This window comes from Nocardia niigatensis NBRC 100131 (assembly GCF_000308655.1).
Lineage (GTDB): Bacteria > Actinomycetota > Actinomycetes > Mycobacteriales > Mycobacteriaceae > Nocardia > Nocardia niigatensis.
Genome location: NZ_BAGC01000054.1, coordinates 50,568 through 64,956, shown reverse-complemented (window position 1 = coordinate 64,956; position 14,389 = coordinate 50,568). Strand labels below are relative to the sequence as shown.

1 protein-coding gene (running past one end of the window) is annotated in these 14,389 nt (G+C 70.5%); it reads left to right on the top strand.

The genetic code is table 11. The annotated features are described in order from the left end of the window. A protein-coding gene (locus ON33_RS26025; protein WP_040861720.1) for a non-ribosomal peptide synthase/polyketide synthase crosses the window boundary here: on the top strand, nucleotides 1–14,389 show its final stretch. 30,128 nt of this gene lie to the left of the window's left edge; only the last 14,389 of its 44,517 coding nucleotides appear in the window; its start codon lies off the left edge, out of view; it ends in the stop codon at nucleotides 14,387–14,389.

The following is a 14,389-nucleotide window of genomic DNA, read 5'->3' as shown; positions in this document are numbered from 1 at the left end:
GCTCACCGGCGCCCGCCTGCACAACCTGTACGGCCCGACCGAAGCTGCGGTCGACGTCACCTACCACGAGGTGGAGGACACCGACACGCTATCGGTCCCGATCGGCGCGCCGGTCTTCAACACCCGTGTCTACGTGCTGGATTCGCGTCTGCACCCGGTTGCCCCGGGTGTCGCGGGTGAGCTGTACCTGTCGGGCGTCCAGCTGGCGCGCGGTTATGTCGCCCGCCCGGAGCTGACCGCCGACCGCTTCGTCGCGGACCCGTTCCACCACGGCGAGCGCATGTACCGCACCGGTGACCTCGTCAAGTGGACCGGCCGCGGCGAGCTGGAATACCTGGGCCGCACCGACTTCCAGGTCAAGCTGCGCGGTCTGCGCATCGAACTCGGCGAGATCGAGTCCGCCCTCACAGCCATCGATGCCATCGCCCAGTCGGTGGTCGTGGTCCGCAGTGACGAGCGGCTCGGCGAGCAGCTGGTCGGCTATATCATTCCGACCGCCGGCCACAGCGTCGACCTCGACGCCGTGCGTGCCGAACTCCAGGAGGGGCTGCCCGGCTACATGGTCCCGACCGCCTTCGTGGTGCTGGACGCCTTCCCGCTCAATGCCTCCGGCAAGCTGGATCGCAAGCGCCTGCCCGCGCCGGTGTTCGAGGCCAAGGTCTTCCGCGCCCCGTCCACCCCGATCGAGGAGATCGTGGCGGGTACCTTCTCCGACGTCCTCGGCGTCGGACGGGTCGGCCTCGACGACGACTTCTTCGAGCTCGGCGGCAACTCGCTGATCGCCACCCAGGTCACCGCCCGCCTCGGCGCGGCCCTGGACACCCAGCTGGCGGTGCGCGATCTGTTCGAGGCGTCCACGGTCGCGGCGCTGGCCGCGCGCGTGGAGCGCAACGCCGGTTCCGGGGCGCGTCCGCGCCTGATCCCCGGTGAGCGTCCCGCGCACCTGCCGCTGTCCCCGGCGCAACAGCGCTACTGGTTCCTGAACCAGTTCGACACCAGCACCTCGGCGGTCGACAACATTCCGCTGGCGGTCCGCTTCACCGGCGCGCTGGACCTGTACGCCATGAAGCAGGCCATCGGCGATGTGATCGCCCGCCACGAGGTGCTGCGCACGGTGTACCCGCGCTCGGCCGCGGGCCCGCACCAGGTGGTGCTGCCCGCCTCGCAGACCGACCTGTCGCTGGTGCCGGAGGAGGTGACCGAGGGCGAACTGCTCGGCAAGGTCATCGAATTCGCCATGACCACCTTCGACGTCACCGTCGAGGTGCCGCTCGCGGTCAAGATGTTCCGCATCGCCGACACCGCGACCACCCAGCACGTGCTGGCGTTCACCGTCCACCACGTCTCCGCCGACGGCTCCTCCATGGGCCCGATGGCGCGCGACATCATGGCCGCCTACGTGGCCCGCGTGAACGGCGATGTCCCGCAGTGGGCCCCGCTGCCGGTGCAGTACGCCGACTACGCGCTGTGGCAGCGCGAGGTGCTCGGCCGCGAGGACGACGCGGAATCGCTGGCCGCCAAGCAGGTCTCGTACTGGACCCGCGCGCTGAGCGGGCTGCCCGATCAGCTGGAGCTGCCCACCGACCGGCCGCGTCCCCCGGCGCAGTCGTTCCACGGCAAGGCGCTGCGCTTCGACATCGACGCCGAACGCCACGCCAGGCTGCACGAGCTGGCGCGGGCCAACAACGCGTCGCTGTTCATGGTCGTGCACGCCGCCCTGGCGGTGCTGCTGGCCCGCCTGTCCGGCACCGACGACATCGCGGTCGGCACCCCGATCGCGGGCCGCGGTGAACGCGAACTCGACGACCTGATCGGCATGTTCGTGAACACCCTGGTGTTCCGCACCCAGGTCGACGGCGGCGCGAGCTTCGCCGACCTGCTCTCCGAGGTCCGTGAGCGCGACCTGGAGGCGTTCGCCAATGCCGACGTGCCGTTCGAGCGGCTGGTCGAGGTGCTCAACCCGGTTCGCTCCACGGCGCGCAATCCGCTGTTCCAGGTGGGTCTCTCGTTCCAGAACCTGGCCGAGACCGCCTTCGAACTGCCGGGCCTGCATGTGGCCGCGGTCGAATTCGACTCGCAGCTGGCCAAGACCGACCTGCACGTCACGCTCTACGACCGGTACGCCGAGGACGGCACCCCGGCGGAGATCCTCACCGAATTCGGTTACGCCACCGACCTGTTCGACGAATCGACCGTGCGGTCCTTCGCCGACCGGTTCGTGCGGGTGCTGGACGCCATCCTGGCCGACACCACCGTCGCCGTCGGTGACATCGACCTGCTCGACGAGACCGAGAACGCGCGAATCCTGCAGCGGTGGAACAACACCGCACAGGACGTGGACTCGGTCATGGACGGCGGCTCCGAGGCCACGCTGGTCTCGCTGCTCGACCGGTCCGTGGCCGACGACGCCAAGGCCGTCGCCATCGTCACCGACACCGCCGACGGCGTCGAGAACCTGACCTACGCGGAACTCGACGCACGGGTCAACCAGCTGGCGCGGGAACTCATCGCGCGCGGCATCGGCACCGAAGACCGGGTGGCCCTGGCCATTCGCCGCTCCACCGACCTGGTGGTCGCCATGTACGCGGTCGCCAAGTCCGGCGCCGCCTACGTGCCGATCGATCCGGATCAGCCCGCCGAGCGCGTGGGCTACATCCTGGAGACCGCCGCGCCGAAGGTCGTACTCACCACGGCCGCAGCCGGTTTCGACGCCCATACCTCCCAACGGGCTACCGAGCTGGCCGAGGTGCTGCGCATCGACGAGCTGGACCTGTCCGGCCACTCGGCCAAGCCCGTCACCGACGCCGACCGGGTGCGCGTGCTGACCGCGGCGAACACCGCGTACATCATCTTCACCTCCGGTTCCACCGGCCGCCCGAAGGGTGTGGCGCTGCCGCACGGCGCGGTCGTGAACCAGTTGCTGTGGAAGGTAACCGAATTCGGCCTCGACCCGGCCGACGCGGTGCTGCTCAAGACCGCCGCCACCTTCGACCTCTCGGTCTGGGAGTTCTGGTCCGCCGCCGCCTGCGGTGGCCGCATGGTCATCGCCGCGCCCGACGGGCACAAGGATCCGGCGTACCTGAACGAGCTCATGGCCCGCGAATGGGTGACCACCCTGCACGTGGTGCCGTCCATGCTGGACGCGCTGCTCACCGACGGCCTGCCGGATTCGCTGTGGCGCATCCTGGCCATCGGTGAGGCGCTGCCCGGCCCGCTCGCCCAGCGCGTGCTGCGGGAGCGTCCGCGCACCGAACTGTTCAACCTGTACGGCCCGACCGAGGCCGCGGTGTCCATCACCAACCACCGGGTAACCGCCCGCGACGAGCTGTCGGTGTCCATCGGCTCGCCCGAGTGGAACTCCCAGGTGTACGTGCTGGACGCGCGCCTGCGGCCGGTGCCGGTGGGTGTGTCCGGCGAGCTTTACCTGGCCGGCGCGCAGCTGGCACGCGGCTACTTCGGCCGCCCCGACCTCACCTCCGACCGGTTCGTGGCGAACCCGTTCGCCGACAACGGTTCCCGCATGTACCGCACCGGTGACCTGGTGGCCTGGCAGGAGAACGGCGAGCTGGAATACCGGGGCCGCACCGACTTCCAGGTGAAGATCCGCGGCTTCCGCATCGAGCTCGGCGATATCGAATCCGCACTGCTGCGGGTGGATTCCGTCGCCTCGGCGGCCGTGGTCGCGCACACCGATCCGGTGCTCGGCGACCGCCTGGTGGCCTATGTGGTCGGCACCGACGGCGAACCCGACAAACAACAGCTGCAGTCGGCGCTGGCCGCCGAACTGCCGTCGTACATGATCCCGTCGGTCTTCATGCCGCTGACCGCGTTGCCGCTCAACGCCAATGGCAAGCTGGACCGCAAGGAGCTGCCGCAGCCCACCTTCGAGAAGGCGGTCTTCCGCGCCCCCGTCAGCCCGATCGAGCAGATCGTGGCCGGCGTGTTCGCCGAGGTGCTGCGCGTCGAGTCCGGCCGCATCGGCCTGGACGACGACTTCTTCGCGTGGGGCGGCAACTCGCTGCTCGCCACCCAGGTGGCCGCGCGCCTCGGCGAGGCGCTCAACACCCGGGTGCCGGTGCGACTGCTGTTCGAGGCGTCCACGGTGGCCGCGCTGGCGGCCCGCGTGGAACGGGACGCGGGTGCCGGTGGCCGCAAGGCGCTCACCGCCGGACCGCGGCCGGACAACATCCCGCTGTCGCTGGCACAGCAGCGCATGTGGTTCCTGAACCGCTTCGACACCGCCTCGGCCGCCTACAACGTGCCGGTCGCCGTGCGCCTGTCGGGCCTGCTCGACGAGGACGCGCTGCGGGCCGCCATCGCGGATGTGGTTGCCCGCCACGAGATCCTGCGGACCATCTACCCGCAGACCGAGGACGGCCCGGTGCAGGTCATCCTGCCGCCGGCGCAGGCCGTGCCCGAGCTCGAGGTGCGCACCGTGAACGCCGACGAGGTCGTGGGCGCGGTGGTGGAGCTGACCTCCACCGCCTTCGACGTGACCGTCGAGGTGCCGATCAAGGTGGCGCTGTTCAAGATCGAGGGCGAGACCCCGGCGCCGGTTCCGGCCGCGCAGTCGGAGGCCGCGGCGCACGCGGCGGCCTACACCTTCGATTTCGCCGACATCGAGCCCACCGGACAGTTCCCGGTCGTGGACCCGGACGCTCCGGCGCCCGCGGAATACGTACTGGCCCTGGTGATCCACCACATCTCCGGTGACGGTTCCTCGGTGGCCCCGCTGACCCGCGACCTGATGACCGCCTACGCGGCGCGCTCCATCAAGCAGGAGCCGGGCTGGTCCCCGCTCACGGTGCAGTACGCGGACTACTCCATCTGGCAGCGCGAACTGCTGGGCAGCGAGGACGACGCGGAATCGCTGGCCTCCAAGCAGGTCGCCTACTGGCAGCAGGCGCTGGCCGGTCTGCCCGATCAGCTGGACCTCCCGGCCGACCGGCCGCGTCCGGCGGTGCAGTCCTTCGCGGGCGGCACCCTCGACATCCGCATCGATGCCGACCTGCACGCGGGTCTGGTCGACCTGGCCCGGACCGAGGGCGCGACGCTGTTCATGGTCGTGCACACCGCGCTCGCGGTGCTGTTGTCGCGACTGTCGGGCTCCGACGACATCGCCATCGGCACCCCGATGGCCGGTCGTGGCGAGGCCGTCCTCGACGACCTGATCGGCATGTTCGTCAACACCCTGGTGTTCCGCACGCAGGTCGACGGCGGGCAGCCGTTCGCCGAACTGCTGGCCCGCCAGCGCGAGACCGACATCCAGGCCTACGCCAATGCCGACGTGCCGTTCGAGCGCCTGGTCGAGGTGCTCAACCCGGCCCGGTCGACCGCGCGGCACCCGCTGTTCCAGGTGGGCCTGTCCTTCCAGAACCTGACCCGCTCCACCCTCGAGCTACCGGGCCTGAGCGTGTCCGGCCTGGATGTCGACACCGAGCTCTCGCAGTTCGACCTGCACCTCATCGTCTCGGACATCTACTCCGAAAACGGTGCGGCCGAAGGCATCACCGGCATCCTGACCTACGCCACCGATATCTTCGACCGCGACACCGTGCGCGGCTTCGCGGACCGTTTCGTGCACCTGCTGCGCGAGATCGTCGCCGCGCCGCGCACCGCCGTCGGTGAGATCGAGCTGTTGGCCGCCGCCGAGCGGACCGAGATCCTGGAGCGGCGCAATGCCACCGCGCACCGGGTGGATTCGGCCGCGACGCTGGTGTCCCTGCTGAACGCAACGGTGGCGGCCAAGCCGACCGCCATCGCGCTCATCGGGCCCGCGGGCGAGACGCTGACCTACGCCGAACTCGGCGCCCGGGTCAACGGCCTTGCCCGCCACCTGATCTCGCTGGGTGTGGGCCCGGAGGCGCGGGTCGCGCTGGCGCTGCGGCGCTCGGTCGACCTGGTCGTGGCCATGTACGCGGTCTCCGTCGCCGGTGGCGCGTACGTGCCTGTGGATCCGGACCAGCCCGCCGAGCGGACCGGGTACATCCTGGAAACCGCCGCGCCGGTGTGCGTGCTGACCAATGCCGCCGCCGAGTTCACCACCGAGATCGCGCCGCTGGTCTATATGGATCGCGACGCGATTCCGGTGGGGCGGCGGGACGGCGACGAGCTCGCGCTGTCCGGCCCGGTCACCGATGCCGAGCGGGTCGCCCCGCTGCGGCCCGACCACACCGCCTACGTCATCTTCACCTCCGGTTCCACCGGTCGCCCGAAGGGCGTGGCGCTGTCGCACGCGGCCATCGCCAACCAGTTGCAGTGGAAGAGCGCGGAATTCGAGCTCGGCGCGGACGACGCGGTGCTGCTCAAGACCGCCGCCACCTTCGACCTGTCGGTCTGGGAGTTCTGGTCGGCCGCCGTGTCCGGTGGCCGCCTGGTGATCGCGGCGGCCGACGGCCACCGGGATCCGGCGTACCTGAACGAGCTGATGGCGCGCGAGCGGGTCACCACCCTGCACGTGGTGCCGTCCATGCTCGACGCGCTGCTCACCGCGGCCGACGGGACGCTGAACGACGCACTGCGGCGGGTCCTCGCCATCGGTGAGGCGCTGCCCGCGACCGTGGCGCAGCGCTTCCGCGCCGACAACCCGGACGCCGGGCTGTTCAACCTGTACGGCCCGACCGAGGCCGCGGTGTCCATCACCAGCCACCGGGTCACCGACGCCGACCAGGGTTCGGTGTCCATCGGTGCGCCGGAATGGAATTCGCGGGTCTACGTGCTCGACGCGCGCCTGAACCCGGTGCCCGACGGCGTCTCCGGCGAGTTGTACCTCGCCGGTGCGCAGCTGGCGCGCGGCTACTTCGGCCGTCCGGACCTGACCGCGGATCGCTTCGTGGCCGACCCGTTCGCCGTCGGGGAGCGGATGTACCGGACCGGTGACCTGGTGGCCTGGAACGCGATCGGTGAGCTGGAGTACCGGGGCCGTACCGACTTCCAGGTGAAGATCCGTGGTTTCCGTATCGAGCTCGGCGAGATCGAGGCGGCGCTGCTGGCGCTGCCGGAGATCGCGCAGACCGCGGTGCTGGCCAAGACCGACGCCAAGACCGGTGACCGGCTGGTGGCCTACCTGGTGCCGTCCGGCTCGGGTGTCGATGTGCCGCTGGTGAAGTCGGCCCTGTCGGCGGCGCTGCCGTCGTACATGGTGCCCTCGGCCTTCGTGGTCCTGGACGCCCTGCCGCTCAATGTGAACGGCAAGCTGGACCGGAAGGCGCTGCCGGAGCCCGAGTTCGAGACCACCGCGTTCCGCGCGCCGTCCACCCCGATCGAGGAGATCGTGGCCGGCGTCATCGCGGAGGTGCTCGGCATCTCCGATGCGGAGAGCGGCGCTGTCCGCGTCGGCGCGGACGACGACTTCTTCGCCCTCGGCGGCAACTCGCTGCTCGCCACCCAGGTCGCCGCGCGCATCGGCGCGGCCCTGGACGCGCGGGTGCCGGTGCGCGCCGTGTTCGAGGCGTCGACCGTCGCCGGGCTGGCCGCCAAGGTCGAGCAGCACGCCGGTGCGGGAGATCGCAAGGCGCTCACCGCCGGACCGCGACCGGACAATGTGCCGCTGTCGCTGGCCCAGCAGCGCATGTGGTTCCTCAACCAGTTCGACACCGCGTCCGCGGCGTACAACGTCCCCGTGGCGGTACGTCTGACCGGTGCGCTGGATGTGGAAGCGCTGCAGCAGGCCGTGGCCGACGTGATCGGCCGCCACGAGACGCTGCGCACCCTCTACCCGCAGGTGGACGGCGTGGCCGCGCAGGTGATCGTGCCCGCAGCACAGGCGGTTCCGGATCTGACGCCGATCGTCGTCCCGGCCGAGTCGGTGACCGAGCGGATCACCGCGCTGGTCACCACCGGCTTCGACGTGACCACCGAAGTGCCGTTGCACGCCAAGCTGTTCCGCGTCGACGGTGATGCGGAGTCCACGGGCGGCTCCGCCGCCGAGGTCGAGCACGTGCTCGTCTTCGTCACCCACCACATCGCCGCCGACGGCTGGTCCATGGGTCCGCTCACCCGCGACGTCATGGTGGCCTACGCCGCCCGCGCCGCTGGTGTCGCGCCCGGCTGGGCCCCGCTGCCCGTGCAGTACGCGGACTTCTCGATCTGGCAGCGCGAGGTCCTCGGCTCCGAGGACGACGCGACCAGCCTGATCGCCGCGCAGGCCGAATTCTGGCGCACCGCACTGGCGGACCTGCCCGACGAACTGAACCTGCCCTCGGATCGTCCGCGCCCCACCGCGCAGTCCTTCCGCGGCGGCCGGGTGCTGTTCCCGATCGGCAAGGACCTGCACCGCGGACTCCAGCAGATCGCGCGCACCAACAACGCGACCATGTTCATGGTCGTGCACACCGCCCTCGCGGTGTTCCTGGCGCGCCTGTCCGGCACCACCGACATCGCGATCGGCGCGCCCATCGCGGGCCGCGGCGAGGCCGAGCTGGACAACCTGATCGGCATGTTCGTCAACACCCTGGTGCTGCGCACCGAGGTCACCGGGCAGGCCGGCTTCACCGAGCTGCTGGCCAAGGCCAAGGACAGCGACCTGCAGGCGTTCGCGCACGCGGACATTCCGTTCGAGCGGCTCGTCGAGCTGCTCAACCCGGAGCGCTCCACCGCGCGGCACCCGCTTTTCCAGGTGGCGCTGTCGTTCGAGAACCTGCCCGACAGTTCTTTCGAGCTGCCCGCGCTGCGCGCCTCGGCGGTCGACTTCGAGAACGAGATCGCCAAGTTCGACCTCATGCTCACCCTGACCGAGGCCCCGGCCGACGCGGACGCGGGCATGTACGCCGAATTCGGTTACGCCCGTGACCTGTTCGACCAGGAGACGGTGGAGGGCTTCGCGGAGCGGTTCCTCCGCCTGCTCGGCGAGATCATCGCCGCGCCGCGTACAGCGGTCGGCGACCTGGAGATCCTGGCCGCCGAGGAGCGCGCCGACCTGATCTCCCGCACGGGCGGTCCGGCCATCGCGCCGCGGGTGCTCCCCGAGCTGCTCGCCGAGGCGGTCGCCAACAACCCGGTCGGCGAGGCGGTCGTGTTCCAGGGCCAGGCCCTGGGCTACGCCGAACTCGACGCGGCGTCCTCGCGCCTGGCGCGGGTGCTCATCGAGCGCGGCGCCGGACCGGAAACCCGTGTCGCCGTGGCGATCCGGCGCTCCTTCGAATCGGTGCTGGCCATCTGGGCCGTCGCCAAGTCGGGTGCGGCCTTCGTTCCGGTCGATCCGTCCTACCCGGCGGACCGCATCGCGCACATGGTCAACGACTCCGGCGCGGTGCTCGGCCTCACGGTCGACGCCGAGCTCGAGGGGCTGCCGCCGGTCAAGAGCCTGGCGGGCTGGATCTCGCTCGACGACACCATGGTGCAGGCCGAGATCGCCTCGCACTTCGCCGAACCCGTCACCGACGCGGAACGGTGGGCCCCGGTTCGGCCGGACCACGTGGCGTACGTGATCTACACGTCGGGTACCACGGGCATGCCGAAGGGCGTCGTGGTGACGCACTCCGGTCTGGCCAACTTCGCGACCGAGCAGATCGTGCGCTACCACCTCGACTCCGGTTCGCGCGCACTGCACTTCGCGTCGCCGTCGTTCGACGCGTCGGTGCTGGAGTACCTGCTCGCCATCGGCGCGGGCGGCACCCTCGTGGTGGTCCCGCCGGGCGTCTACGGCGGCGAGGAGCTGGCCGAGCTGATCAAGCGCGAGCGGGCCACGCACGCCTTCATCACCCCGGCCGCGCTCGCCACCCTCGACCCGAAGGGTCTGGACTCGCTGCGGGTGCTCGTCGCCGGTGGTGAGGCCGTGCCGGCCGATCTGGTCGAGAAGTGGGCGATTCCGTTGGAGAACCGCACGATTCGTGCGTTCCACAACGGCTACGGCCCCACCGAGACCACGATCATGACCAATATCAGCGACGCGCTGGCGCCGGGCGATCTGGTCACCATCGGTGGTCCGGTGCGCGGTATGCAGGCCCTCATCCTGGACGCGCGCCTGCGTCCGGTGCCGGTCGGCGTCGCCGGCGAGCTGTACCTGTCGGGTATCCAGCTCTCGCGCGGCTACCACGACCGCCCGGGCCTGTCGGCCGAGCGGTTCGTCGCGAACCCGTTCGTGGCCGGCGAGCGCATGTACCGCTCCGGTGACGTGGTCCGCTGGACCGCCACCGGCGAGGTGGAGTACGTGGGCCGCAACGACTTCCAGGTGAAGGTCCGCGGTTTCCGTATCGAGCTCGGCGAGATCGACGCCGCGCTCGCCTCGCACGAGACGGTCGACTTCGCGGTCACCGTCGGCCACAAGACCGAGGCCGGGGCCACCATCCTGGCGGCCTACGTACTCCCGGTCGCGGGCCGCAGCATCGACATCCCGGCGCTGACCGAGCACGTCTCGGGCCGCCTGCCGGAATACATGGTGCCGACGGCCATCACCATCCTGGACGCCATCCCGCTGACCCCGGTCGGCAAGCTGGATCGCCGGGCGCTGCCCGAGCCGGTGTTCACCGCGCGCGACTTCCGCGCTCCGGTCACCGAACTGGAAGCGACCATCGCCGAGGTCTTCGCCGACGTGCTCGGCGTCGAGCAAGTAGGTGCGGACGACTCGTTCTTCGCGCTCGGCGGCGACTCGATCCTGTCCATCCAGCTGGTCTCGCGGGCCAAGGCACGCGGCATCGTGTTCTCGCCGCGCGACGTGTTCGAGAAGCGGACCGTCGCGGGGCTGGCCGAGGTCGCCACGCTGGGTGGGGACACCGCGCAGGAGAAGCTGGCCGAACTGCCGGGCGGCGGAGTCGGCGACATTCCGCTGACGCCGATCATGCACGCGATCCTGTCGAGTGGGTCGTCGTACGAACGGTTCTCGCAGACCATGCCGCTGCGACTGCCGGACGGCATCACGCGGACGGTGCTGGTCGGGGCCATCGATGCGCTCTTCGACCACCACGATGTGCTGCGGTCGCGACTGCGCGGCAGTGCCCATCCGGAGAACGCCACGGAGGGCTTCGAATTCGAGGCGCTGCCGCGCGGGGCAGTCGACGTCGACGCGCTGGTACACCGGGTCGAGCTGGCCGCGGACATCTCCGACGAGGAGCTGACCCGCGTCGGCAGCATCGAATTCGACGCCGCGCTGGGACGTCTGGATCCGGCGAACGCCGCCATGGTGCAGTTCGTCTGGTTCGCCTTCGCCCCCGAGGGTTCCGACGAGGCACGCGTCCGTCGCGACGTGCTGCTCATCGTCGCGCACCACATGGTGGTCGACGGCGTCTCCTGGCGCATCCTGATCCCGGACCTGGGCCTGGCCTGGTCGCAGGTCGCCTTCGGGCAGCCGATCGCGCTGCCCGAGACCGGCACCTCCCTGCGTCGCTGGGCGCACGCCCTCGTCGAGGAGTCGCGCAGCGAGTCGCGGGTCGCGGAGCTGCCGTTCTGGCAGCGGGTCACCGAGACTCCGGATCCGCAGCTGGGTGCGCGGGCGTTCGACCCGCAGGTCGACACCTTCGCCACCGTCGAGCGGATCGAGGTCACGGTGCCGGCGACGGTCACCGAGGCCGTGCTCACCGCCGTCCCGGGCCTGTACCGCGGTGGCGTGAACGACGGTCTGCTGTCGGCGCTGGCCATGGCGGTCGCGCGCTGGCGCGGGGAGACCGTGGGCGGCTCGGCGCTGATCAAGCTCGAGGGCCACGGCCGTGAAGAGGAAATCGTTCCGGGCGCGGATCTTTCGCGCACGGTCGGCTGGTTCACCGCCGCCTTCCCGGTGCGACTCGACCTGAACGGCGCCGATCTCACCGAGGCGTTCGAGGGCGGAAACGCCCTGGGCGACATCGTGAAATCGGTCAAGGAACAGTTGCTGGCACTGCCCGACAAGGGTCTGGGCTGGGGTCTGCTCCGCCACCTCAACCCCGAAACCGCCACGCAGCTGCGCGATGTGGGCCAGATCAGCTTCAACTACCTGGGCCGGATGTCCGCGGGCGAGGTGCCCGAGGGCATGGCGGAACTGGGCTGGGTGCCGGTCGACGACCTGGGCCGGCTCGACGGTGACATGGACGCGGACATGCCCGCCAACGCCACCCTCGACATCAACGCCATCGTCACCGACGGCGCGGACGGCCCGGAGCTGGGCGCGGCCTTCTCCTTCCCGCGCGGGCTGCTCGATCGCGCGCGGGTGCAGGAGTTCGCCGACCTGTTCGTGGCGGCGCTGACCGCGCTGGCCGCGCACGCCAAGCGTCCGGAGGCGGGCGGCTTCACGCCGTCCGACCTGTCGCTGGTGCGAGTGGAACAGTCCGACATCGAGGTGTGGGAACGGAACTACCCGGCGCTGGCCGACGTGTGGCCGCTCTCGCCGCTGCAGTCGGGTCTGCTGTTCCACGCGCTGCTCACCCAGAACACCGTGGACGTCTACACCATTCAGACCGTGCTCGACCTGAGCGGTGTGGTGGACCTGGACCGGCTGCAGGTGGCCGCGCAGGCCATCCTGGACCGGTACCCGAGCCTGCGGACCGCGTTCGTCACCGACTCCGACGGTCAAGCCCACCAGGTGGTGCTCGACAAGGTCGAGGCGCCGTTCCACGTCGTCGATCTGACGGATCTGCCGGAGGCCGAACGCAATCCGCGCATGCGCGAGATGATCGAGGCCGATCGCGCCGATCACTTCGATCTGTCCGCGCCGCCGCTCATGCGGTTCACCGTGTTCCGGATCAGCGACGACCTGGTGCACCTGGTCATCACCACTCACCACATCCTGGTGGACGGCTGGTCCATGCCGCTGCTCATGCAGGACCTGCTGGTGCTGTACGCCGTGCGCGGCGACATGTCGGTGCTGCCGCGGGTGCCGTCGTTCCGGAACTACCTCGCCTGGCTGGCCGGACGGAACCGGGACGAGTCGATCGAGGCGTGGAAGCGCGCCCTGGCCGGCGTCAGCGAGCCCACCCAGCTCGCGCCCGCCGCGACCCGCGACGAGAACTACGAGATCGGCCGCTACACCCTGGACATCGACGCCGACCGCACCCGTGCGCTCAGCAAGCGCGCCGGGGAACTCAACGTCACGCTGAACACGCTGATCCAGACCTCCTGGGCGGTGCTGATCGGCCGCCTCACCGGGCGCAGTGACGTGGTGTTCGGCGCGACCGTCTCCGGCCGCCCCGGCGACCTGCCGGGCGTCGAATCCATGGTGGGTCTGTTCATCAACACGGTGCCGGTGCGCATCCGCGTCGATGACCGCCTGACCATCGGCGGGCTGCTCCAGCGCGTCCAGCACGATCAGGCCGACCTGCTCGAGCACCACCACATCGGCCTCACCGAGATTCAGCAATTGGCCGGTGCCGGAGCGGAATTCGACACCATCATGGCGTTCGAGTCCTACCCGGTGGACAAGGACGCGATTGCCGCGGCCAGCTCCATCGACGGCATGTCCGTCAGCGGTGTGGGCATCAACGACAACACCCACTACCCGATGAGCCTGGTCATCATGGCGGGCGAGACCATCGACATCTCCATGCGCTACCTGGGCAGCCGGTTCACCGCCGACGAGGTCGCCATCCTCGCCGCGCGCTTCGACCGGATCCTGGAGGCGCTGGTCGGAGACGCCGACGGCCTGGTCGGCGACATCGACATCCTCGATGCCACCGAACGCGCCCGCATCCTCGCCGAAAGCGCCGTCACACCCGCCGATTCCGCGGCGGACGCGGCGCGTGTCGGCACCGCGACCGTGGCCAATGTGCTGGCCGAGGTCGTCGAGGAGGACCCGCAGGCGCCCGCCCTGCTGTCCGGCGGCCAGGAGATCGCCTACGCCGTCCTGGACCGCCGCAGCTCCCAGCTGGCCCGCCTGCTCATCGAGCGTGGCGCGGGTCCCGGCGACGTCGTCGCCGTGGCCCTCCCGCACACGGTCGAGGCGGTGGTGGCGGTCTGGGCCATCCACAAGGCGGGTGCCGCGGTGCTCTTCGCCGACGGCCTCTCCTTCGGTGAGATCCTCGCCGCCGGAGCCGGTTTCGGCATCGCGCAGGAGCCCGCCGCCAGCTCGGTCCGCTGGCTGGTCCCGTCGGACCCGAAGGTCCAGGCCGACCTGTCCACCCGTCCCGCGCACCCGGTCTCCTATACCGACCGCGTCCGACCCCTCACCGAGTCCGATCCCGCCTTCGTCTACCGCGACGCCGAAACCTGGGCCACCCTCACCCAGTCCGAGGCGCTCGACCGTGCCGCCACCCTCCGCACGGAGTACGAAATCGACTACGAATCGACCACGTACACCACCGCAGTCAGCGGCCGCGCCTCGATCGACGAATTCCTGGCCTCCGCCACCGCCGGCGCCCTCTCGGTGCTCCCGACCGGCGACATCCCCGCCGACCTGGAAGACGGCGAGGTAACCCACTGGTTCACCACGCCCGCCGACCCCACCGACGAAGCAGGAGAAGGCATCCGGACCATCCCCACCAACTGA